This is a genomic window from Microbacterium sp. BR1, from assembly GCF_002812725.1.
GTDB lineage: Bacteria > Actinomycetota > Actinomycetes > Actinomycetales > Microbacteriaceae > Microbacterium.
Genome location: NZ_NMUN01000007.1, coordinates 1 through 22,251 on the forward strand (window position 1 = coordinate 1; position 22,251 = coordinate 22,251).

Consider the following 22,251-nt stretch of genomic DNA (forward strand, 5'->3'; position numbering starts at 1 on the left):
CGCTCACGGGGCCTTCCGCGCTCGGCGCGAAGACGATGAAGGAATACGGCGTCGAGGTGTTCGACGCGCAAGGCAACTTCGTCGGTCTCGCTGGGGTTGCCGGGCAGTTGCGGACCGCGTTCGCTGATCTGACCGAGGAAGAACGCGCAGCCGCGTTGAACCGGATCTTCGGCAACGAGTCGATGAACGTCGCGAACGTCCTCTACAAGGAGGGCGCCGCCGGGGTTCAGGAGTGGACCGAGAAGGTCGACGACTCCGGGTTCGCCGCCGAGCAGGCTGCGATCAAGCAGGACAACCTGGCCGGTGACGTCGAGAAACTCGGCGGGGCGTTCGATACCGCGTTCATCAAGACGGGTGCGGGCGCGAACGAAGTGCTCCGCACAATGGTGCAGGCAGCGACCGAGCTCGTCGACATTTACGGGGAGCTCCCCGAACCTGTGCAGGCGACCGCGCTCGTCCTCGGTGTCGCGACGGCTGCTGCCCTGATTTTCAGTGCGGGTGCTGTCGGCTTGCGGGTGAAAATCATCGAGCTCAAGGCTCAGATGGATCTTGCGAACATCAGCTTCGCGCGTACCGCGCTCCTCGGTGGCGCCGCTGGTCTCGCCCTGACCGGTGTGGTTGCTGTGGTCGCGTTGCTCGCGCAACGGCAGGCAGAAGCCCGTCAGCGTGCGGAGAGCTACGCGGACACCCTCGAAGAGGGCAACCTGCGGATCACGAAGTCGACGAAGGAACTCGCGACCGCGAACTTGCAGGCGGAGCAGTCGTTCCTGTTCTTCGAACGCGGATCAGCCCTGGACGCTGCGGAACAGTTGGGTGTCACGCTCGACACGGCCGCGGATGCCGCGCTCGGTCACGCGGACGCACTCAAGGAACTCTCCACGATCACGAAAGCTGCTGACGGTGACGAACAAGCCCTGCAGAAGGTCATGGAAGAGACCGGGCTGGGCCGGATCGAAGCGATCAACCAGATCGACCTGCTCGTCACCGGAATCCGCACCGAAGGTGACGCGCTCAACGAAGCCCGCCGCCTCGAGGAGCAGAAGAACAAGGTCACCGACGAGGGTGTGGGTGTCACGAAGAACGCCGCCGACGCCTACATTGAAGCGTCCTCCGGTGCCGACGACCTCACCGATTCGCTGCAGGAACTGATCGACCTGATCAACGAAGCGAACGGGGTCGGGCAGGACGCGATCACCTCGAACATCGACTACCAGGACGCGCTGCGTCAGGTCGATGAGCAGATCACGAACGTCAACGCCGGCACAGAAGGGTACGCGAAAACCCTCGACATCACGACCGAAGCGGGCGCCGCGAACAAGCAGCTGCTCGTGGACCTCGCGAAGGACGCGCAGGACGCCGCGCTCGCACAGTTCAACCTCGACGGTGACACGAACCGGTACCGGCAGACGCTCGAGTCCAGCCGGCAGGCGCTCATCGACCGTGCGAAGGATCTCGGCGCGACGGAAGAAGAGGCTCAGGCGCTCGCGGATGCGATCTTCAAGATCCCGTCCGAGACGGAGTGGAAGATCATCGCGGACACGCAGACCGCACGCACACAGGCGGACGGTTTCATTCGGGACTACTCGGGCCGCACGATCCCCATGTACGTCACGCAGATGCGCGCACCGGACGGGCGCCCCGTGAACTTGGGGCAGTTCGCTGACGGGGCTGTCGTCGAGTACTACGCGGGCGGCGGTGTGCGGGAGAACCATGTCGCACAGATGGCTCGTGGTGGTGCGGTGCGGGTGTGGAACGAACCAGAAACGGCCGGCGAAACGTACGTGCCTCACGCGGTATCGAAGCGGGCCCGATCTGAACAGATCATGGCTGAGACTGCCGCAATATTCGGTGGGACGTATATCCCGGCTGGGGCGCGGCGGTTCGCTGACGGCGATGTGGTCGGTGCTGGACGCGCTGCCGGTGGCCCGCTGATCGGTGAACTGCATGTCCACGGTACGCCGGGGATGAACGAGGACCAGCTGGTACGCAAGGCCGCACAGGCTGCCGTCGAAGCGGTGGAGAGGCTGCTGCAGTGATCTCCTTCGAACTGCCCATCTTCACGCTCGTCAACGAACCATCGAACACGGTCCCGTACCTGCGTGACCTGCCCGACCTGCTCGACTCGTACACGGTCGTCCCGCAACGAGAGCAACGCCCGTTGAGTGTCGGCGAGTTCGATGATGACGACCCGGAATCGCCGGGGCTCACGTTCACCGTGTTCGGTGAATATCGGGTGCCCGGCGGCGACTGGGATGCGCTGCGCCGCAGCGTCGTCGGGTTGGCGTCGGCCGGATGGTTTGACGTCACGGTGACGACAAGCGTGGCCCGCACGTTGCGGGTGCGTGTCGTCGGGACGATCATCTTCGACCTGATCGACGAGTCCGGTTACGCCGACTTCTCGATCCCCCTGTGGGCGCCCGACCCTCGCAAGTACGGGCCCCTGCAGACACAGTCAACGGGCCTACCGGTGGCTGGGGCTGGTGTCGTGTCACCGGTGACGTCCCCGTTCTCCCAGATCGGTGGCGGAAACCCGGGGCGTGTGGTGTTGACGAACAACGGCACCACCGACACGATCCCCAGCTTCACCGTGACCGGTGGGGGAATGTCGGGCGGGGTCGAGTTGACCCGCATCGAGACCGCCCAGAAACTCCGCCTCGAGTGGCCGCTCCTCGGAACCGATGTGGTCCGGTTCAGTCCCGGTGACGGGCAGGTGTGGCTGAACGAACAGTCACCGATCGCCGGATACTTGACGATCGCGGACTGGTGGGTTCTCAACTCCGGGGAGACAGCGACCGTGCAGTTCGACAGCATCGGCACCGTCACCGGCACACCCGTTCTCACGGCCGAGTGGCGGGACGCTGATTCATGAAACTGTTCGTCGGTGACCTTGCCACGGGCCGCAACATCATCCCGATCCCCGCACACCGCGGCGACTGGGAGATCCGCCGCAACCGTTCCGGCTCGTTGTCCTGCGACGTCACCCTCTCAACCAGGGCGCACAGGCGTCTCGACTTGCGGCAGAACGCCGCAGTCGGGCACACCTACCTTGCGTTGGGTGAAGGCGAACACATCTTCGCCGCCGGCCCCATCTGGGATCACGACTACGACGACGACGCCCGCCACCTCCACATCGAGGCGGAAGGCATGTGGTCGCTGCTCATGCGCCGCTTCATCATGCCCGCCGCGGTCGAGACGATCAGTCTCCTCCTCGAGTCCGGGGATGATGCGGGGAAACCGAACCCGGCCGTCGCAACGATCTTCACCGGAGATTCGTGGCCGACGATCGTGCAAGGCATCCTTGAGCAGGGTTTCGCGCGCGCGGGTGGCGCGTTGCCGCTCGTGTTCGGGCCAGCCGGGACCGGTGCGCACGACAAGTCGTATGACGCGTCGTCGTTCAAGTCGCAGGGTGAAGCACTCACCGACCTCACCGAGCTCGTCAACGGTCCAGAGATCGAGTTCCGCCCCCAGTTCTCCGCTGACCGGCGCGGCCTGGAATGGAACGTGCTCGTCGGGGATGACACACGCCCGCAGATCAGCAGTCTGGGACTCCCGCACCGGTTCGATTTCTCTGTACCGAAACGCACTGTCCGCAAGTTGCGGGTGCGGTCTTCCGCACGAGAAATGTCCAGTGAAGCGTGGGCTACCGGTGGGCGTCAGGCGGCGATCGCGTTGATCTCCCGGAAAAAGCGTCGTCGATGCTCCTGGACCGCGGGTACCCGCGCATGGAATCCCTGTCGTCCGCACACTCGACCGTTGACCAGCAGGACACGTTGGACGCGTACGCGGATGATGATCTCGCGCTGGGGTCCGCACCCGCTGAGTGGTGGACGTTCGAAACGAACATCGACTCGGTCCCGAAACTCGGGTCGCTGTTCCTCGGCGACCACGCTGACGTGATCTTGCGGAACAACGCGTACCTCCCGGATGGGAAGCACCCGCGGCGGGTTGCCGCGATGTCGGGGAATCTTCGCTCCCGGTGGGTGGCTGTGACAACGGATGAGGTGCTCGCTGATGGGTGAATCATGGTGAGCCGTGTCCCCGAAACGACCAGGTTCGGGCGGCAGAACAAGGACCGTGAGGAGACCGACAAGGGCACGCGGGACGCGCTCCGGTTCGATGGTTCCCAGTTCGTCCGGTTGTACGAGAAAATGCAGGCGCTCATCGCCAACCTGGTGACCACCGTCACAGACCTGGTGAACGACCTCGTGCCGTCGTTGACGTACACGAAGAGTGAGATCGATTCGAAGATCGCCTCCCCGGGTGCGATCGCCCCGACGACGGTGACGACGTCGGGGAACGTGAACGTGACCGGGTCGGTGACCACATCGGGCACCGTTCAGGTCGGTGGGCAGTTGCGGGCCCCCGACATCATCTCGTTCAACATCACCGGCACCCGCCGCACCCTGTGGGGTGAGGACTCCACGGGCCGCATCGGGTATGCGTCATCGTCGGAACGCGCGAAGACGAACATCGCCCCGGCGGTGATCGACCCGCGCGCTGTCCTCTCCATCGAACCGGTCGTGTTCGAGTACATCGCACAGATCGCGGAGCATGAACGTCGCGCCGCCCTCCCCTCGCCGTATGCGGATTGGAACCCGAGCTACCCGGTAGCGCTTGAGCTCGGGTTCATCGCGGAACGTCTCGTCGACGCGGGGCTCTCCCAGTTCGTGATCTTCGGTGCGGATGGGCAACCCGAGGGCATCGAGTACAGCATGTGGGTCGTCGCGCAACAGTCCGTCCTCCGTTGGATCGTCGAACGCCTCGACACCGCCGGAATCTGAAACCACTAGGAGAATCATGACCGCAGTCAACGGGTGGCCGGCCGTCTCCGGTGCCGCCACGTTCCAGGACATTCGCCGCGCCCTCGCGGGCACGGTCGTGAAGTCGAGTGCTGGGGTGCTGCGGAAGGGCATCCTGCCGATCTCGACATCCGCCCTACTGTCGGGCACGGCAACGATGGTCGTCAACGTTGCGACACATGTTGCCGTACTGGACCGCAACGGGGCCGTATTCATGCCGAATGAGGGTGTCGCACCCGTGACGTTGTCCTCGGCGCCCGTTTCGGGGTCACGATGGTCGGTGCTGTTCGACAAGCAACGCGAAACGGACTCCCCGTTTTCCGACGCGGCTGATGGCCCGCAGATCGACAAGGTCGAATCGACATCATCCCTGTCCGCCGCACGCGCCCTGCTGCCCGCGGGTGCGCTTGAGCTCGGGTACGTGCAGGTGGATGCGGGTGCCGCGAACACTCTCGATGTGGGTGTGACGATCACAGAAACCGTCCCGTACACGGCGATGGAGGGCGGCACGGTCCTCGTTCGCAACGACACCGAACTGCAAGCGTGGGAACCCCACGACGGCTCAACCGCGTACCGGATCGATCAGGACTGGGCGTTCACCCGAATCGACGGCGCGTGGAAGCTCACCAGCGGTGTTCTCCCGTACGCGGACGCTGCCGTGACCGCCGGGACGATCACTGGGGGCGCATGGGTGACGTTGGCCCTGTCCTCGCCGTCTGCTGCGAAGGGCGTCACATGGTCAGTCGGTAACCCGGGGCGGTTGACGGCGACGGTGAAGGGCCGTTACCGGGCTGTTGGGTCGGCTCATGTCGCTGCGTCTGCGTCTGCTTCTGGGAGGTTCCAGCGGAGTGGGGCGACGACGTTTTTCGAGTCGACGTTCAACGCGAGTGGTGGTGTTGCGAAGCCGACCGCGTGGGCTGATGTGCTTCTGGATGTCGGGCAGTACATCGAGTTTCAGGTTGCTAGTGACACGGGTGGGACGTTGACTGGTGGGCTGGTTTCGATGAGCTTCCTGACCGCGGTGTGATGATGCATCGGTTGACGGTCGCGCATGAGCCTGCGTCCGGTCCTGAGTCGTTCGTGTCACCGACTGGTGAGACGTATCGGATCAGTGGGCGTGGGGATGGTCTGGATCAGATCGCTGCGTATGCGATCCAGCTTGCCGCGATGACCCGCGAGACGGTCGTGTTCTTCGAGGTGTTCTGGCCGTGGGAGACCGAGGCCACACAGACGTGGGATGCGCTGCGTGTCGACGTGTCGAAGATCGATGCGGCTGATCCGGATGACTGGTGGGTGTCGACGTTGCCCCCGTACGCGGAGTTGACGGTCGAGCAGCGTCAGTCGCTCGGGATTGAGGTGGACGATGCCAGTCCCACCCGCTGATGGCCCGGTCACGTCACCGTACGGGCCGCGGAAGGGCTCGGAGATCGGTCCCGGTGTTGGCCCGTTCCATTACGGATCTGACCGTGTCGGGCGTGGGAATCGTTCCCCCGATTCGGGGACGATCGTGTTCGCCGGCTATGCGGGCGCGTTCGGTAACGCGATCCTCGTCCGCAATGGCGATGTCGTGTGGAACCTCGCGCACCACAAGAACCTGAACGGCCGTGCCCGCGGTCAACGCGTCACCGTCAATGAGTATCTCGCACCGCAGGGTGCGACGGGACTCGCATTCGGTGTCCACACACACTGTGAGCGTCGCACAGGCGGCGGCGACACCATCCAGTCCGGTGCGCACTCCGACCCGGAACGCTACTTCACATCGCTCTCTGGCGGTGCCTCGAAACCGTTCGAGCCGCCCGTCCCGGTGAAGAAGAAACTGAAGGAGTCAGACATGCCTTTTCCGATCAAGTCGGGTAGTGGTGCTCTCGCCCTGCTGGGAGAGTTCTCTGCACAGATCCTTGAGTGGCCGCGTGATGCGGAGTTGTGGGCCGCGGCGAAGTTCATTCACGAGATGGACGCGGACCCTGCACCGCTCGCGGATGAGCATTGGCGTCTGCTGGTGGGTGCCGCGAATGGGCGCCGCGCTGAACTGGTCAAGGAAGTCTCCGGTCGGCCTGGCGAGTTCCCTGCGGAGTTCGTGGCGGATGTGAAGGACGCGGCGAGGGTTGGCGCGAAAGAAGGCACCGGCGAGGCGATCAACGGGGCCACGGCAACGATCCGGGCTGCGGCGACGTGATCCCCGACTGGGCCGTCATCATCCCCGACGTGACGTTGCTGCAGGGGGTCCTGTGGATTGTCGCGGTGGTCGTGCTGATCGGGGTCGTGATCAAGCTGTGGCCGTTCATCTCCAACGCGGTCGCGATCGTGAACGCTCTGGTCACGTTGCCGTCGATGGCGAAACAGGTTTCGAGCATTCACCACGAACTGCATCCCAATGGTGGCACGAGCATGAACGATTCTTTGCGGCGCGTTGAGGCCGGTGTGAAACGGCTCGATAACACGAGCGACCGGCTCGAGCGGGGCGTGAAGGGCCTGTATCAGAAGGTCGCCGCGCTCGCGGAAGAAGATGAGCGTCTCGCGGCTGCGGATGAGCAGTTGCGGAAAGACATCCAAGACACCCAACCCAACACGAAGGAGCAGTAGCTCATGGACATCACTCTCCCCGCAATCCCGGCCGGCGCGCTTGTGCTGCTGGCGTTCTTTGCCCCGTACGCGCAGGCGATCATCCAGCGCCCGGAGTGGCCCGCGAAGTGGAAGAAGGTCGTCACAGTCGCTGTCGCGGTCGTGCTGACGGTCATCGTGCTCGCGTTCTACTACTTCATGACCGGCGATGTCGTGCCCGCGTGGCCCGTGTTCGTGATCCTTGCGATCACTGTCGCTGCGGCGTCGTACGCGCTGATTACGAAGCCGTCCGCGACGGCGCTCGAGATCGCCACCTCACCCAAGTGACCTCATGTCGACCCGGCGGGCGGGTGAGCTCGCCCTTCTTGGGGCGTTGACTTTCCTGCTCGCCGTGCTCGACCTCACCATTCTTCTGCTCGTCCTTCACCACATCAACTGACCTGGAGGTCGCATCATGGCCCTGAACACCACGATTCTGAACATCGGCGCGTCCGCGATGCGGACTGCCATCACCCACGCATCGACCCACACCGCGACTCCGAACGCCTCGGGCTCGAATGAGGGCACCGCGGGGCGGGAAGCGATCACCTGGAACGCTGCCTCTGCTGGTGACTTCGACCTCGCCACGGCCCTCGCGTTCGCGGGCGGCGCGTCCGGTGAAGCGGTCGCTGCGATCGGCCTCTGGTCGGCAGGGACTTCGGGCACGTTCTACGGCTACTTCGTCCCGACCGGCGACACAGCGTTCAACGCAGCTGGCGAGTACACAGTCACCGAGATCACCGTAGACGGCTCCGTATCCTGACACCTGTCCGCTTCTTGAGTCTCTGAGAGGAGCGGCACATGAGCGTTTCCTACGAGGCTGCTGGTGCGGTAGCTGTCGGTTCCACGTCCCTGTCGATTGCGCTTCCGTCTGGTGGGTTCACGGCTGGGAAGCTCGCTGTGGTGCGGGTGTCGACGAAGCCGGGCGCTACCGCGGTTGTCGCGACCCCGACTGGTTGGGGCGGCGGTTGGTCCCGTGTCGGTGAGATGGCTGGCACGTCCGGTACGAACGGTGCCGACACGGGTCCGACTCGTGTGGTCGTGTTCGCGAAGATCGCAGATGGCACCGAGTCAGGGTCGCTGAGTGTCTCGATCACGTCGGGCAACTCGTCCACCGGTCAGGCGATGCGTTTTGCGTCGTCCACGGGTGTCGTGTCGTTCGTGTCGTACATCGGTGAGGACGCGTCGTCTGGCACCGGGTACAGCGCGTCCTGCAGCGCCTACGCGGGCGCCGTCATCCCAGGCGACATGCTCGTGGCGTTCTCCGCTGGCCCGTCTGACACGGTCACGTGGGCGTCGGAAGGGTTCGCCGCGACGGGCCTGACGATCGGCTCCGCAACGGAGATCGGTGAAGCTGTCACGAGCACCGGCAACGACATCGGCGGGGCGTCATGGTATGCCACGGTGTCGTCGGGCACCATGTCTGGCACGACGGTCACCGCTTCGGCCACGCTCTCGTCGGGGACGAACGCATACGGGCCCGTCGTGGTCATGCGGATCCGGGACGCCTACCCTGACCCGACGACCAGCCCCGTGATCGTGGGAGCGATCGGCGCGACACGCATCACCACGGGAACGTTGTCGATCACTCCTCCCGCTGGTGCGGGCACTCGTATCGCGGTGGCGTTCGGTGACTTCACCACGACCGCGAACGCGCCCACCGCTTCCGGGTGGAAGCTCGTCGGGTTCACGACCGACATCGCTGGGGCGAGCACGAACCGGGCCATGTACATTGCCACGACCGGATCCCCCGGTTCGACATGGACGGAAACGACAGGGCTCGCAGCGATCGTCGTCATCGGGTACGACCGTGAAGTGGCCCTGGATATCAGCCTCACTGAGGACAGCCTGATCGCCCCCACCCTGTTTGCCCGTGGGGCATGCACGGTCACGCGTGTCGCATCAGGTGTGACGGCCGGTGTCCCTGGGCCGACGTATCCGAGTGGTCATTCTCTCGCGCAGTACATCACTCAGGCGGACCTTGGCGGACCCTACGTTTTCAATGCGGTCGCATCAGCCACCGACAGTGATGGTGGTTCGGTCGGCTCAGCAACGTGGGCGTTCGGGACCACCGTTCTCGACTCTGCATCGAGCGTCCCTGACCCGATGTCGATGACGGTCGTCGCGTACACGTCCCTGCCACCGTTCACTGCGGTCTCTGCCGGGTCTGGTGTTGTGTGGCAGGACGAATTCACCGCGGGCACTCTGGACGCCGCGAAGTGGGTTCCCGCGTACACGCCACCGGGGAAGTTCAACCGGCTGGAGGAGCAGGCGTACACGCCCCGCACCGACAACCTCGAACTCACCGGCTCCGAGCTGCGCATCCACGGTCTCCGCGAATCGTTCTCGGCTGATGGGATTACCTCGTCGTGGACGTCGGGGCGGATCACGTCGGTCCCGATGTTCCGGTACGGCGAGATCCGTGCACGCGTGTGGGTGCCGGCCGGGGTCGGGTTGTGGCCTGCGTTCTGGGCTCTCGGTGATGAGCGGGTCGGGATCGGCGGGTGGCCTGCCATCGGTGAGAACGACATCATGGAGACGTACGGTCCCGCGACGTCGCTCATTCAGGCGTTGCACGGTATCGGCACCGATGGTGTGACCCCGTGGGTTGAGGACGACACGTACGGTAGCCTCACGCTCTCGGCCGGCTTCTACGAGTTCTGGGCGACGTGGACGACTTCGGGCATCACGTTCGGTGTCGACGGGACCACGCTCGACTCGTACACGAAAGCCGCCGCAACCTCTGCGGGCCGGGCATGGCCGTTCGACAACCCGCAGCACATCATCGTGAACCTTGCCACGGGCGGGTCAGGGTGGGGCGGTCAGACAGACGGCACCACACCGAGCGACAACGTCATGCGCGTCGACTGGGTACGCGTCTCCGACGCTGAAGTGTACGGCGCAACCAGCACGCCGCCTCCCGAAGGGACTGGCGCGCTCGCCTATGCTTTCGCAGTCACAGGCACCGGAGAAACGGTTAGGAGCGGAGCTGGCAGCCTCAGCTACGGTTTCGGCCTGGCCGGGGCGGGCGAGACCCAACCGGATGGTGCAGGCGCTCTGACGTACGCGTACGGGATCGGCGGCTCCGGGGTAACGGATCGTTCTGGTGCCGGTGCTCTGAGCTACGCTTTCGGGCTCAGCGGGGCGGGAGAGTCCGCCCCTGCAGGTGCCGGGTCGCTCGCCTACGCGTTCACTCTCGCTGGTGCGGGCGAATCTGCCCCCGAGGGGTCTGGTGCGCTCGGATACCTCTTCGAGCTCGCCGGGACTGGCGCACGCGACTCGTCCGGTGCTGGTGCTGTCGGTTACGACTTCACCGTGTCTGGTGCGGCCGGGTCCATCCCGACCGGCACGGGTGCGCTCGGCTTCCGGTTCGCCCTGTCGGGTGCAGGGGAACGCGCCTCGAGCGGGGCCGGGGCGCTCGCGTTCGGTGTCGCCGTGGACGGTGACGCCACGACCACCCGTGAGGGCGTCGGGGCGTTGGCATTCGGGTTATCCCTGTCCGGTGCCGGGTCATCGGCTGGCGGCGGGGATGGTTCGCTCACGTACGGGTTCGCCGTCACTGGGGCGGGCTCTACCGCCCGTGAGGCTGCCGGTGCGCTCGCCTATGCGTTCGCACTGGCCGGGGTTGGTGAAGCACCAACGGTCGATGACGCGACCGGGGCGGGTGCTGTCGCGTTCCTGTTCACTCTCACGGGTGCGGGGCGCGCGGCACGCGAAGGGGTCGGGTCGCTCGGCTACACGTTCACGATCGCCGGGACGTCGCTGATCCTCGCCCCGTTCCCGGTTGTGGGGACGTTGGTCCTCACCGGCCCGTCACGCACCCTGACACTCAGTGGTCCGTCTCGCACGCTCGGGGTGTCCGGGCCCGTGCGCACTCTCGAATGGAGCTAACCCATGGCGATCCCAGAGTTCAAACGCGGCGACGTCGGATACGTCATCACCGCCACCGCGAACATGGACCTGACTGGGTGCACCGTCCGGTTTCTCGCACAACGCGAAGGATACCCTGACCCAGTGATCGAACTGGCCCACACAGTCACGGATGCCGCGGCCGGTGAGGTTGAACACTCCACGGACGGCACTCTCGAGGTCGGTGACTACGTTACCGAACTTGAAGTGATGCGCGGCGCGGAAGGCCCGTTCACGTTCCCTGGAACGAAGACACTTCCGAGGTTCCGCGTCAACCAGGATCTCGGCTAGACCACCGCTCCCCCAGCGGCACCCGGTCCCCAAACGGGCCCGCAACACGAACGCCCCCGTCCTCAGCTTCGGCTGCAGGGCGGGGGCGTTTTGTCGTTCAGTCGAGGGTCCGCCAGAACGACATCTGCACGCCCCGCGAGTTCACACCCCACACGACCGTGTACTCCCCGAACCGGGCATCATTCGCGGCACCCGTGAGAGACTGCGTGACCGTGTACTGGTCGGTGTCGTCGGGCACGAACTCGTCGAGCAGACACATCCACGCATCGCCCGTCGAATCCCGGCTCTCGTCATACTCCAACACGTCACCGGTCACCGTGACCCCAGCCGTCTCACCCCCGCACGTCTCCGCAACAGACTCGACCGACACCCCACACCCGACCAGGGCCACCCCGATCAGCGCCAGCACACCGGCCCCGGCCACACGTTTCACGGCCGGAACGCCGTGTCACACTGCGGACGTGGCGGTCCTTCAACCGCGAACTGGCACTCCTCCGGGAAACACGACGTGTCGTTCACACCATCGCTCGAGTTCGCCGTGGACCCTGCAGGGCATCGCACCGGCTCCGCCGGCGCGGCGGGAGCTTCGGGCGCGCTCCGGTTCGCTGCCTGCCGGGATGCTTCCTGCGCGGCCGCGTCTGCCTGTTCCGCGGCGACCCGTGCAGCCTCGTCAGCTGCCGCCTGCGCTTCGGCGGCGACCCGCTCAGCCTCCACTCGTTCCGCTTCGACCCGCGCGACCTGCGCGTCGATCACTTCCTGCACGTCGGTCTGAAACTCGCGGAAATCGGCTGGTGTGACCGACACTGTCGCGGTCGGTTCCGGGTTCGCCGTGCCCGCCGTCGCGCCAAACGCCCATACGGTGCCCAGGATCACGGCCACCACACCAATGGCGGCGCCACTCGCGGCTACCTGCTTTGTTCGGGTGTTCATGCCCCGGATCATAGCGGATGGTGCCCCCAGTAGGACTCGAACCTACGACCCGCTGATTAAAAGTCAGATGCTCTACCAACTGAGCTATAGGGGCTAGGCCGCTAGTCTGCCACGTCCCGAGCGTGACCGGATATCGATCATCGGGAGCACGTTGGAGGCTTCGGCCATTTCGTCCTGAGTGACTTCCATGTACAGCTGTGTGGTGGCGAGGGACGCATGCCCCATCATTTCTTGGACGACGCGCACGTTGACGCCCCCGCGGAGCAGCATGGTTGCGTAGAAGTGGCGGAGTGAGTGGGCGGTGATCTTCGGGTCCACGATCCCCACACGGCGGAGGAGTCGGCTGATGCCGGTGGATGCGGATTTCATAAGCACATGCCCTCCGCCCTCGGGGAAGTCGGCGTTTTTGTAAAGTGACGGGAACCACCATCCGGTGCGGGGCTTGTCTCGGGCGAGCAACCGGACGGGTGGCGGCATTTGCACGGCGTGGTCGAGTGATCCTTTCCGGATCGATCGGATGGTTCCCGTGACCCAGTCGATGTCTTCGCCCCGGATCTTCACGACTTCTCCGATGCGGAGCCCGGTGAGCGCGGCGATCGTGATGATGTCGCGTGTGCGTTGGTAGGCGCCCGAGTCCAGCAGCAACTCAACATGCTCGAGGTGCAAGGGGCGGGCGCGGCGGCGGGGGACTTTCACCTTCGGGAGCCGCGCAGCGGGGTCGTGCGCCCGATACCCTTCATCGACCATCCATTTACCCCACACGCGAAGGTAGGACCGTTCGGACTGTTTCGTGCCAGCCGAGATCGGTTGCCCGGTGCGGTGGTGGTTGCGGGAGAGTAGCTCGAGCATGTCGATCGTGTCGACGAGGATCGGTGACCGGCCGGACATGGTGGCGAGCGTTCGCAACATGCGGTCCCGTTCCGCGATGGTCTTCTCCGACAGGCTCTGTGCGCGCTGGTGTAGTGCGAAGTGGTGCAGAACGGTTTCCCAGTTCATGGTGATCCTCCCCCGAGGTTCATGCGTCCTCCACGTTGAGGATGCGTGTGGAGGAATGTACGGGAACGCTGGAAAGCGCGTTCGGGCATGCTGGGGAAGGTCTATGCCGTCATCGGGTGGAGGGTGCTGTGGTTCGGGCATGCGGTGTCGGTACAGTTCGTCACACACGTGCCGCAACAGTCGAAGCAGATGCCGAGCTCGTCATCCCACCCATATTCGAGACCGCTGCCGCCGCAGGAACCACACCAATGCTGTCCCTCGGACAGGGTGGTGGGAGGGTCGCCCGCGATATAGCGTCCGTTGCCGAGATCGAGTACGGTCGCCATCAGCATGCCTCTCGCGTCTTGCGGGTGAAGTCGAGGTGGATCACTTCTGAAACGTCACCCTGATAATCCGCGGGTCGTGGGTTCGAGCCCCACGGGGCCCACCGCGTTTCAGCAGCCGCGATCCCTACTCTCGACTGGGATCGCGGCGGTCTACGCTCCGCCAAAACTGCCGCGTGACAACAATCTGACAACACCCGACGAGATCGCCGCGTTGTCAAGCGCCGCAGAGACGGCGTCGAGGTCGTCATCGAACAGGTCGGCGTAGGTGTCGAGAGTCATCGCCGCGGATGCGTGTCCGAGCATCCGTTGTACAGCCTTCACATTCGCTCCGGCCGAGATCGCGAGCGACGCCGCGGTGTGTCGCAGATCGTGTGGCGTGACCCGTGGGAACGGCGGCGGCGGTTCCCTTCCCGCGTCGAGAGCCCGCTCGATCGCGGCGACCGAGTTCACCTGGGCTCGGACGACGGCGCTGTTGAACCACCCAGTGGTCGATTTCGGCCGGCGGACGTGGATGCGCCCGTCACCGAACACCAGCTGGTCGCGGCTCTTTCCAGCGACCAGCCGCCTCATCGTCTCGGCGAAGAACGCCGGGTAGGGAACCTGGCGCTTCTCATGGGTCTTGGGAGTGCCGATCTCGATAAAGCTCCCGACCTCGACGGCATTCTCCTCCACGCTCACGCGACGCCGGTTGAGATCCACGTGCCGGACGCGCAGGCCCGTCGCCTCACCCCACCGCAGCCCGGTGTAGGCGAGGAACACGACCAGTTCGGGTCGAGCCGACTCGCCAGCCAGCTCCGCAACCTGGGTGTGGGTGAGATAGGCACGCGATTTCGAAGTCTTGCGCGGGAGCTTCACTCCGCGCGCAGAATTCGCCGCTATGCGTCGATCCCGCAGCGCCACGTCGAGGATCCCTGCGAGCACCTCGTGTACACGCCGCACGGTTGTCGGGCTGTGGGTCGCCGACAGACCGGCGATCCAGGCTTGGATCTCGGAGTGTCGGATCCCGCCGACCTGGCGGGAATCCCATTTCGGGCGAACGTGGATGCGCCACGCAGACTCCGTGCTGCGGAAGGTTGACGGTTTGAGGTCGGCGCGACGCGAGGAGATCCACTCCTCCCCGAGAATCCCGATCGTGATGCGAGCATCAGCCGGATCGACGAACGCGCCGCGATTCTTTGAGATCTCGACTTCGGCCAGGCGCATTTCGGCGTCGCGTTTGGTGCGGAATCCGCGCTGCGTCGCCTGACGGCCATCCGGTTTGCGGTAGCTGATCCGATAGACGCGTTTGCCCGCCGCTGATGTGTAGGGATGGATGCTGCCCACGGCCTGCTCCTACTCTTCCTTCCGCAGGGAGTCCAAGAATCGCTGGTGCTCTTTTTCGCTGACGTCGAGTTCGAGCCCCATCGCCTCGATCAGGCCCATCGCGATTTTGCGCACAGCTGCCTGTTCCATGGTGGTGGTCATGTGGCCCGCCGCGCGTGCCCGAGCAATCCAGTTCGTCGCGGTCCGCAGCTTCAAGCCCAGGGTTTCGGCGACTGCCTCGACGGGGTTCTCGTCGGCGATCTCTGCCATCCGGTAGACCAACGCCGTGAGAAGCAGAGAGTCGACGCGGTTCAGCTCGAACTCGACGGGGTTCGGCAATGTGCCCAACCGGCGCCTTTCGCGAAGCATCGAGACGGGGAATGTCCACAGAGGTAGAGATCGCAAGACACTGCGTCGAACGATGGAGTGGACGCGAACGGTGCGTAGGAAGGCGCCGCTTACCTCGAGTGGGAGCATCCCTCGATCAATGCCGAAGGACGCGATCTCGTAGCGGCCGGCGTGGGGGGAGTACTCGAGGCGGAAGGAAGCTCGCGCGCGCTCAGTTCCGTCGAGCGCGCTGATGTCGACGGGGCCGACACCGACCGACCCTTCGATGATCGGCTTCAGGGAGATGCCCGGGGCAACGACGATGCTCTGGCCACGCGATCTCACGCTCTGCGTTGTCACCTCCACATCTTGTCACAGAGATGCGTGTTTCTGACATGGATACGCATCGCAGAGTGGCCTACCGGTCTAGGGAAATCTGCGAGGCCTTGAGGTCGCCATGCCCGACGGGTCCTGTTGCGCGGTCTCGCGCCGCGCGTGCAAGTTCGGCATGTGCGGCGTGTATTGATTCGTTGATGGTGACTTCGGTGGTGCCGTGCAGCATCGTCTGCGCGAGGCGATCTCTCGCCGCGACGTCTGTTCGTGCGATGACGATGGCGATGTTGTGGCGACGACCTCGGGTGAGGCCGACGTAGAGGCCAGCGGCGTCCACGTCTGGGCCGACGATGGCGCTGTCGACAGTGTCTCCTTGGATGCCGTGCACGGTCGATGCGTAGGCGAGCTGGACATGTTCGAGGGCATAGTCGCGGGTGACGCGACGACGTTCGCCACTGTCTGCGGGCGAGACGAGGTCGATGGTGTCGGGGTGGATGCGGTCGATGATCCATGAGGCGCGATTCTCGACTCCGGTCCGAGAGTCGTTCCGGCGGGTCTGCACGATGTCGCCGGGGAGGAGCCGCTGCTCCCCCATCCCCCACGCCAGCGTCGTCGCATCGAGTTCGTCGCGGTCAACACGGCGTTGCTGAATCAATGCGTTTATCGCGTCGGCCTCGCTGTTTGTTCCACAGACGACCGCTACGCGCTGCGCACGCGTGCTCAGATATCGCTCGACGATTGCCGCGCGAGCGCCGTCTGCACTCTCGACCCGGATGACCCGACCTTGGGCATGAAGGCTGTCCGCGATCTGCAGCGCGTGGGCTTTGTCACGTGGGTTCCGCAGCTGCACCGTGAGGGCCGCGTACTCGGGGTCCGTGAATCGGTGCACGGTGTCCAGTTCGACGTTGGCCGTCGTGTGTCTTACCGCGGTCGCCATGGCGCCGACGTGGCCGACGGGGAGCGCTTGATGAGGATCGCCGACCATTGCGACGCCGACACCCCTTTCGACAGCAATCTCGGCGAGGGCTGCCGCGGTCTGGAGGTCGACCATGCCGGCCTCGTCAACGACGATGCGATCGCGCGGCATCAATGCGAACTTGTGCGGGCCGGTGTATCGCGTCGCGGACATCGGGTCGATGTCGCCAGGCTGCAGACGTGTCCAGATCTGTGGTTCACCAGGTTTCTGCGTCCACCGGTAGCCATAGTCGTGAAGCAATGCGTGCAGGCTCGAGGCGGCGGCGCCGGTCTCTCGTGCCGCGACAGAGGCAGCTTTCCGGGTCGGCGCGACGACCATCATCCGTCGGTGTTGATTGGTCAGGGCGGCAAGTGCGGCCCGGAGCATGGTCGTCTTGCCTGTTCCGGCGGGGCCGGTGACCGTGACCAGTCCGCAGGTGCCGGCGATCGCGCAGGCGCCAGCTACCTGTGAAGCGTCGAGGCGTTCGGCTCCTTCAACGGATACTGTCACTCGCTTCAGCTCGCCAGGCGTGAGCGAATGCCCGGCGGTGGCCACTGCGTCGAAACGACCGGCCAATCGGATCTTCAACCGCATCGTGTCGGTAGCCATGAGCGTCTTCACGTGTCCGGGGACATTCCGGGCGGTCGTCAGTCTTGCGACGAGATGCGCGGCGCTAGCAACGATGTCGTCGATGACGCTGTCGAGGGCGTCGCGGTCGGCGACGATGCCGGATCTGGATAGGGCACGGATCGCGCCGGCGCGTAGATCGAATCGGCTGAACCGGCCGCTGGATGCTCGCGAGCGTTCATCCGCGTCCGCGACGGCGGCACCGGCAAGCGAGGCGATGTCGAGGCCGGCGAGGTCGACGACTGTGAACGGGAGCGGAAGTCTCGCATTCGTCAGCTTCGGGTCGATCGCCGTGAGCTCGTCGCGGATTGTTGACTCCCAGTCCTCCTCGTCGAGGTGGACGGGCTTGTTGGGTCGTGAGAGCGCCCACGCGCGCCGGTCGATCTGCGTCAGCACGGCCAGGCTTGGATGGGCTCCTGGATGCGCCGCGGTCCACTCGACGATGAGCCGCGCGCGGTTGGCTTCGATCTGCGCGGACCGTCGCGATAGTGGTCGCACGGCGGTCGCTAGTTCCGCGATCTCTCCGTCGGCGCCGATGGAGTACCCATGCGTGGCGAGGGCAGCGACCCATTGCGGATCGGTGCGCGCGGCCAACTCTCCTTCGGCGTTGATGATCGTGTGGAACTTCATCGCCACACGCGAATCGACGTTGGTCCACTTGCCGTCGTTGCCTTGGACTTTGATGTTCAGCCAGAGGTGTCGGTGCGCGTGTGGGTCCAACGCGCGAGAGCGGCGATGTTGAAGTTCGACAACCTCGAGCCGGACGATGGACTCGCGGATCAATCCGCCGTGACCGCGGCGGGCGTTCAGCTCTCGCTGCCACAGAAGGAGGATGCGGTCGCGCAGTCGGTCCTGGAGTGCCTCGAACTCCGTCGCGAGGTCCGCATGCAGCAAAGCGGCAACGCTGTAGGACTTCGGGTGATTCAACGTGCCGTCCAGGAGCAGGTCTGCATTTGGGCGCAGAAGCGGATTGCCGCGCTCATCGCCGGTGGCCGGGTCACGCCCACTTAGCCACACTCGTAGTGCGTCCGCCGACAGTTCATCCGAACGAATCATGCCGCGCTCAACGACCAGTCTCGACACTGACGAGTCGCCGGACTCGCTGTAGGCCTCGAGCGCCTCTGCACCTTTGGAGTGTTGGAGGTGCGCGTCGCAGGTGCCCTCGAGCGCGTATGCGATCGCGTTCCGAACTCCGCGGGAGTCCACTCCCCGCTTCCACCGCTCGAGTCCTCCGCGCATAGGGCAAGAGTACATGCGTAGATGTGTCACCGCTAGGCATGGTGCCTGCGTGCATTGCTCGTTTGTCGCTCGCGTTGTTCTGGCGCGCTTGGGTCTGGACGTGAAGAACTGGAGACTTGGTTCGAGTAACCGGTCGCTTCGAGGTGGCCCCGTCGAGATGCAGTCGCTAGACAGGCTCGGTGGTTCGAATCAATTCGCAGTTCACGCACGACCAGACTGCGGAGTGCACATCGCCCACGGGAATCGGCTTGACGCAGTTAGGACACTGACGCGGATCAACGAGGTGCGTGTCCGTCCTCGGGACTATGGACGCTGACGAGAAACTCGTCCACGTTCGGGAGATGGGCACGGACGCTGCGATTCGCGTCGGCGCTGATGGCGTCGATCTGCTGACGGGATGCGGTGGCCTCGACGGCGAGTATCGCGTCTCCCTCGAGGCGGTGTCCGTTCCAGCGCAGCCGGATCCGATCGACGTGGTCGATGCCGTCGACGTGGTCGAGCGCGTGCGCGATCTTGTCGACCAACTCGGGTTCCACTCCGTCAAGCAGACGGCGGCCGATACTGCGCACGGTGCCAATGAGGAGGACGAAGATCGCGGCGGAGATGATCAACCCGACGATGGGGTCAGCGAGGGGGAAGCCGAGCAGCACACCGATCCCACCGGCAACGACGGCCAGCGAGGTGAATCCGTCAGTGCGGGCGTGGATACCGTCAGCGACCAAGGCGGCGGAGCCGATCCGCTGTCCGACGCGGATCCTGTACACGGCGACGATCTCGTTGCCGAGGAACCCGATCACTCCGGCGGCGATCACCCAGCCGATATTGGTCAGCGGCTGCGGGTGGATGATGCGGTCAATGGATTGCCAGGCGGCGACGATCGCGGACAGGGCGACGACGAACACGATGAACAACCCCGCGAGGTCCTCGGCGCGGCCGAGGCCGTACGTGTAGTGGCGTGACGCCGCGCGGCGGCCGAGGATGAACGCCACCCACAGCGGGACGGCAGTGAGTGCGTCGGAGAAGTTGTGGATCGTGTCGGCGAGCAGCGCGACGGAGCCACTGAAGAAGACGACCACCGCCTGCAGGACGGTCGTTACCAGCAGGATGAGCAGGCTGATCTTCAGCGCCCGGATGCCGGAGCTGTTCGCCTCCATCGCATCATCGATGGCGTCCGCGGCGTCATGCGAGTGCGGCACGAACAGCCCGTAAACGAACCCCTTGAACCCTGTTGGATGACTGTGATCGCTGCCGTGTCCGTGGTCATGATCGGCGTGCGCGTGGTCGCGGTCACGGTGGTCATGGCCACCGTGACCGCGTTCGTGCCGGTGGGTGTCATTGTGCTCGTGGCCGGTTGTCATTCGCCGACTCGATCCGCATGATGGTGGCGCGGAGTGCCCCCCAGCGAGTGTTCGGCTTGGAAGATGGCGTCCGCGACCAGTCTGGAAGCGTGCTCGTTCTCCAACCGGTAGAACACCTTCTGCCCTTCCTGCCGGGTCGCAACGATGCGCGCAAGACGCAGCTTTGCCAGATGCTGCGACACCCCGGCCGGTGACTTCTTGACCGCTTCAGCAATGCTGTTCACGGACAGCTCCTCTGCGCCTTGCAGAGCAAGGATGATCCGCACCCTTGTGGCGTCCGCCAACATCCCGAATACCTCCACCGCAAGCTCCACATACGAACTATCCGATCGATAGCCGCATTTCTGCTTATCTGCGCTCATACGCGGATATTACACTCATCCCGAGCGCGCGGCGGCCTCAAACCAGGGATTGCCCGGACTAGTCCGAGGGTCGAACGCCGAGAGCTCAGTGATGGTCGCGGCCCTGAACGCCCTCGTGGCCTTCCTCGAGGAGCATGCCGACCGACGTTGCGCAGGCGTCGCCGCGCCAAGCCTCGGTACCTTCCCGAATCGCGAACGCAGCGATGACGAGGCCGGCGACCGCGTCGGCCCACCACCACCCGAACAGGCTGTTTACGACCAGGCCGACGAGTACGGCCGCGGAGAGGTAGGTGCAGATCAGGGTCTGCTTGGAGTCCGCGATCGCGGTGGCGGATCCCAGCTCACGTCCCGCCCGACGCTCGGCCACGGAAAGGAACGGCATGATGACGACACTGAGAGCGGTGATGACAATGCCGAGCGTCGAATGCTCGACGTCGACTCGACCAACCAATGCAAGAACGGACGCGACGGTCACGTACGCAGCGAGGGCGAAGAACGCGACCGCAATGACGCGCAGCGTTCCCTTCTCCCACCGCTCCGGGTCCCGGCGGGTGAACTGCCACGCGACTGCGGCCGCGGAAAGGACTTCAATCGTGGAGTCCAACCCGAAACCGACCAACGCCGCCGAGGACGCCACTGCGCCAGCGGTGATCGCGACGACAGCTTCGACCAGGTTGTAGGCGATGGTCGCGGTGACGATCCATCGGATCCGGCGCTGCAGGATGTGCCGGCGATCCTCGGCGATCGCGGGAGCAGCGGTAGTCACGCGCAAGTGCAGCTCTCTCCGGCACAGCATCCGGGCTCGACGTAAAGCACAACCCGCAGCAGTTCGTCCAAGGCGGGGGCAAGGTGGGAGTCCGCGAGGCGATACCAGGTGCGGCGACCGTCCGGCACGGCCTCTACGAGCCCGCAGCCGCGCAGGCACGCGAGCTGATTGGACATCACCTGACGAGAGACTCCGAGCGCATCAGCCAAATCCGACGGGTAGGCGGGAGCTTCCCGAAGCGCCAGCAGCACGCCCGTGCGGGTGGCATCGGACAGCGCGTGTCCCAGCCGGGCAAGCGCGGCGGTATGCGTCGCCGTGGCAGAAGTGATCGCAGCAGCCATGTTTGCACAATACAGGAGATTCTGAATTAAGTAGAGCGTGTATTGAAGGCGGGATGCGTGGCTGGGGGAATACAGTCGGTCTCGTATCGCTTCTATACCCTAGGGGGGTATGGTATCCACATGAACGGGTACGACGGAAACAAGGACGATCTCCAACAGCGGCTGCGGCGCATCGAGGGCCAGGTGCGCGGTATCGCACGGATGGTCGAAGAGGACAAGTACTGCATCGACATCCTCACCCAGGTGTCCGCAGCGACGAAGGCCTTGGAGACGGTTGCGCTGTCTCTGTTGGGCGATCACCTGCGTCACTGCGTCGCGGAGGCATCTGCCGAAGGCGGCCAGGTCGCCGCAGAGAAGATCCGTGAAGCCAACGACGCGATCGCGCGTCTGGTCCGTTCCTAAACACCCACGCACCCATCGGAGGACATCCCCATGACTGACCCCATCGACCTCGGTCTGAAAGAAAGCACTGCCGCCAGCTGCTCCTGCTGTTCCACGGCGACATCCCCAGCCACCGACAGCCCGATCGCTGTGACCCCGGCAGTGACGGAAGAACTTCTCGTCTCCGGGATGACATGCGGGCACTGCGTGTCCAGCGTCACCAAGGAGCTGACCCGCCTCACGGGTGTTGAGAACGTCACCGTTGACCTACACGCCGGCGGCGCATCCCGCGTCACCATTCACAGCTCGACGCCGATCAACGCTTCCGCGGTCAAAACAGCTATCGAAGAAGCCGGATACGCCCTGGCCGACAACTAGGCCTACAACACTTCGACGCAACGCAAACAA

At 64.9% G+C, this 22,251-nt stretch carries 26 protein-coding genes and 1 tRNA gene; 15 read left to right on the forward strand and 12 right to left on the reverse strand.

From position 1 onward, the window contains the following. Both CGU35_RS11800 and CGU35_RS11805 read left to right on the forward strand, forming a co-directional pair. Positions 1–2,036, forward strand: a 2,036-nt coding sequence (locus CGU35_RS11800; RefSeq protein WP_100811794.1) for a phage tail tape measure protein, incomplete at its 5' end; no start/stop codon positions are given. Further along, positions 2,033–2,869 carry a phage distal tail protein gene (locus CGU35_RS11805; RefSeq protein WP_100811795.1) on the forward strand — a complete coding sequence of 279 codons (837 nt, stop codon included), beginning with the start codon at positions 2,033–2,035 and terminating at the stop codon, positions 2,867–2,869. The genes CGU35_RS11800 and CGU35_RS11805, both read left to right, overlap by 4 nt. Positions 2,870–2,985: 116 nt before the next feature. Here CGU35_RS11805 and CGU35_RS18200 read toward each other — a convergent pair whose 3' ends face one another. Next, positions 2,986–3,555: a hypothetical protein gene (locus CGU35_RS18200; RefSeq protein ID WP_157813969.1), complete on the reverse strand. Its 570-nt coding sequence runs from the start codon at positions 3,553–3,555 to the stop codon at positions 2,986–2,988. A 140-nt stretch (positions 3,556–3,695) separates the two neighbouring features. On the opposite strand from CGU35_RS18200, the gene CGU35_RS18205 reads away from it, so the two are divergent. The 10 genes from CGU35_RS18205 (at position 3,696) to CGU35_RS11855 (ending at position 11,600) form a co-directional block, all read left to right on the forward strand. Beyond that, positions 3,696–4,019, forward strand: a complete 324-nt coding sequence (locus tag CGU35_RS18205) for a hypothetical protein (RefSeq protein WP_157813970.1) — start codon at positions 3,696–3,698, stop codon at positions 4,017–4,019. Between the two features lie 3 nt (positions 4,020–4,022). Then, a complete protein-coding gene (locus CGU35_RS11815; RefSeq protein WP_100811797.1) occupies positions 4,023–4,781 on the forward strand; it encodes a tail fiber domain-containing protein in 759 nt (252 codons plus the stop codon). 16 nt (positions 4,782–4,797) lie between these two features. Beyond that, positions 4,798–5,826: a hypothetical protein gene (locus CGU35_RS11820; RefSeq protein WP_100811798.1), complete on the forward strand. Its 1,029-nt coding sequence runs from the start codon at positions 4,798–4,800 to the stop codon at positions 5,824–5,826. A gap of 140 nt (positions 5,827–5,966) precedes the next feature. Further along, on the forward strand, positions 5,967–6,182 hold the full coding sequence (locus tag CGU35_RS18210) for a hypothetical protein (RefSeq protein WP_157813971.1): 216 nt from the start codon (positions 5,967–5,969) through the stop codon (positions 6,180–6,182). After that, complete coding sequence (locus CGU35_RS11830; RefSeq protein ID WP_100811800.1) at positions 6,163–6,975, forward strand: M23 family metallopeptidase; 813 nt, start codon at positions 6,163–6,165, stop codon at positions 6,973–6,975. The genes CGU35_RS18210 and CGU35_RS11830 overlap by 20 nt, the downstream gene beginning before the upstream one ends. Continuing rightward, positions 6,972–7,382, forward strand: a complete 411-nt coding sequence (locus CGU35_RS11835) for a hypothetical protein (protein WP_100811801.1) — start codon at positions 6,972–6,974, stop codon at positions 7,380–7,382. The genes CGU35_RS11830 and CGU35_RS11835 overlap by 4 nt, the downstream gene beginning before the upstream one ends. 3 nt (positions 7,383–7,385) lie before the next feature. Further along, on the forward strand, positions 7,386–7,688 hold the full coding sequence (locus tag CGU35_RS11840; protein WP_100811802.1) for a hypothetical protein: 303 nt from the start codon (positions 7,386–7,388) through the stop codon (positions 7,686–7,688). Between the two features lie 127 nt (positions 7,689–7,815). Next, positions 7,816–8,163, forward strand: a complete 348-nt coding sequence (locus tag CGU35_RS11845) for a hypothetical protein (RefSeq protein ID WP_100811803.1) — start codon at positions 7,816–7,818, stop codon at positions 8,161–8,163. Between the two features lie 38 nt (positions 8,164–8,201). Beyond that, the gene (locus CGU35_RS11850; RefSeq protein WP_100811804.1) at positions 8,202–11,291 is read left to right on the forward strand and encodes a glycoside hydrolase family 16 protein; all 3,090 of its coding nucleotides are present in this window, start codon (positions 8,202–8,204) and stop codon (positions 11,289–11,291) included. A 3-nt stretch (positions 11,292–11,294) separates the two neighbouring features. Further along, positions 11,295–11,600, forward strand: coding sequence for a hypothetical protein (locus tag CGU35_RS11855; RefSeq protein WP_100811805.1), 306 nt, complete (start codon positions 11,295–11,297; stop codon positions 11,598–11,600). A 97-nt stretch (positions 11,601–11,697) separates the two neighbouring features. On the opposite strand, the gene CGU35_RS11860 is transcribed toward CGU35_RS11855, so the two are convergent. The 8 genes from CGU35_RS11860 to CGU35_RS11895 form a co-directional block, all read right to left on the reverse strand. Then, the gene (locus tag CGU35_RS11860) at positions 11,698–12,033 is read right to left on the reverse strand and encodes a hypothetical protein (RefSeq protein ID WP_100811806.1); all 336 of its coding nucleotides are present in this window, start codon (positions 12,031–12,033) and stop codon (positions 11,698–11,700) included. Then, the gene (locus tag CGU35_RS11865; protein WP_157813973.1) at positions 12,030–12,530 is read right to left on the reverse strand and encodes a hypothetical protein; all 501 of its coding nucleotides are present in this window, start codon (positions 12,528–12,530) and stop codon (positions 12,030–12,032) included. The genes CGU35_RS11860 and CGU35_RS11865 overlap by 4 nt, the downstream gene beginning before the upstream one ends. An 18-nt stretch (positions 12,531–12,548) precedes the next feature. After that, a tRNA-Lys gene (locus CGU35_RS11870) sits at positions 12,549–12,624 on the reverse strand. Further along, positions 12,624–13,526: a tyrosine-type recombinase/integrase gene (locus CGU35_RS11875; protein ID WP_157813974.1), complete on the reverse strand. Its 903-nt coding sequence runs from the start codon at positions 13,524–13,526 to the stop codon at positions 12,624–12,626. Before CGU35_RS11875 ends, CGU35_RS11870 begins: the two co-directional genes overlap by 1 nt. A gap of 476 nt (positions 13,527–14,002) precedes the next feature. Then, positions 14,003–15,175: a tyrosine-type recombinase/integrase gene (locus CGU35_RS11880; RefSeq protein WP_100811809.1), complete on the reverse strand. Its 1,173-nt coding sequence runs from the start codon at positions 15,173–15,175 to the stop codon at positions 14,003–14,005. A 9-nt stretch (positions 15,176–15,184) separates the two neighbouring features. Continuing rightward, positions 15,185–15,841, reverse strand: a complete 657-nt coding sequence (locus tag CGU35_RS11885) for a hypothetical protein (protein WP_157813975.1) — start codon at positions 15,839–15,841, stop codon at positions 15,185–15,187. Positions 15,842–15,899: 58 nt separating this feature from the next. Continuing rightward, positions 15,900–18,635 carry an AAA family ATPase gene (locus CGU35_RS11890; protein WP_100811811.1) on the reverse strand — a complete coding sequence of 912 codons (2,736 nt, stop codon included), beginning with the start codon at positions 18,633–18,635 and terminating at the stop codon, positions 15,900–15,902. Between the two features lie 275 nt (positions 18,636–18,910). Next, positions 18,911–19,831, reverse strand: a complete 921-nt coding sequence (locus CGU35_RS11895; RefSeq protein ID WP_370651699.1) for a cation diffusion facilitator family transporter — start codon at positions 19,829–19,831, stop codon at positions 18,911–18,913. 36 nt (positions 19,832–19,867) lie between these two features. Here CGU35_RS11895 and CGU35_RS18600 point away from each other — a divergent pair, with 36 nt between their 5' ends. Further along, positions 19,868–20,014 (forward strand): hypothetical protein, encoded by a 147-nt coding sequence (locus CGU35_RS18600; protein ID WP_232711287.1) that lies wholly within the window; start codon positions 19,868–19,870, stop codon positions 20,012–20,014. On the opposite strand, the gene CGU35_RS11900 is transcribed toward CGU35_RS18600, so the two are convergent. From CGU35_RS11900 to CGU35_RS11910, 3 genes are all read right to left on the reverse strand, one after another. Continuing rightward, on the reverse strand, positions 19,990–20,355 hold the full coding sequence (locus tag CGU35_RS11900) for an ArsR/SmtB family transcription factor (protein ID WP_181003318.1): 366 nt from the start codon (positions 20,353–20,355) through the stop codon (positions 19,990–19,992). The genes CGU35_RS18600 and CGU35_RS11900 overlap by 25 nt on opposite strands. 85 nt (positions 20,356–20,440) lie before the next feature. Then, entirely contained in the window at positions 20,441–21,151 is a 711-nt protein-coding gene (locus CGU35_RS11905; protein WP_100811814.1) for a cation diffusion facilitator family transporter, read from the reverse strand. After that, positions 21,118–21,462, reverse strand: a complete 345-nt coding sequence (locus CGU35_RS11910; RefSeq protein ID WP_100811815.1) for an ArsR/SmtB family transcription factor — start codon at positions 21,460–21,462, stop codon at positions 21,118–21,120. Before CGU35_RS11910 ends, CGU35_RS11905 begins: the two co-directional genes overlap by 34 nt. Positions 21,463–21,582: 120 nt before the next feature. Between CGU35_RS11910 and CGU35_RS11915 the strand changes: the two genes are divergently transcribed. Next, positions 21,583–21,864, forward strand: coding sequence for a metal-sensitive transcriptional regulator (locus tag CGU35_RS11915; protein ID WP_100811816.1), 282 nt, complete (start codon positions 21,583–21,585; stop codon positions 21,862–21,864). 30 nt (positions 21,865–21,894) lie between these two features. Then, entirely contained in the window at positions 21,895–22,221 is a 327-nt protein-coding gene (locus CGU35_RS11920) for a heavy-metal-associated domain-containing protein (protein WP_100811817.1), read from the forward strand. Positions 22,222–22,251 lie beyond the last annotated feature (30 nt).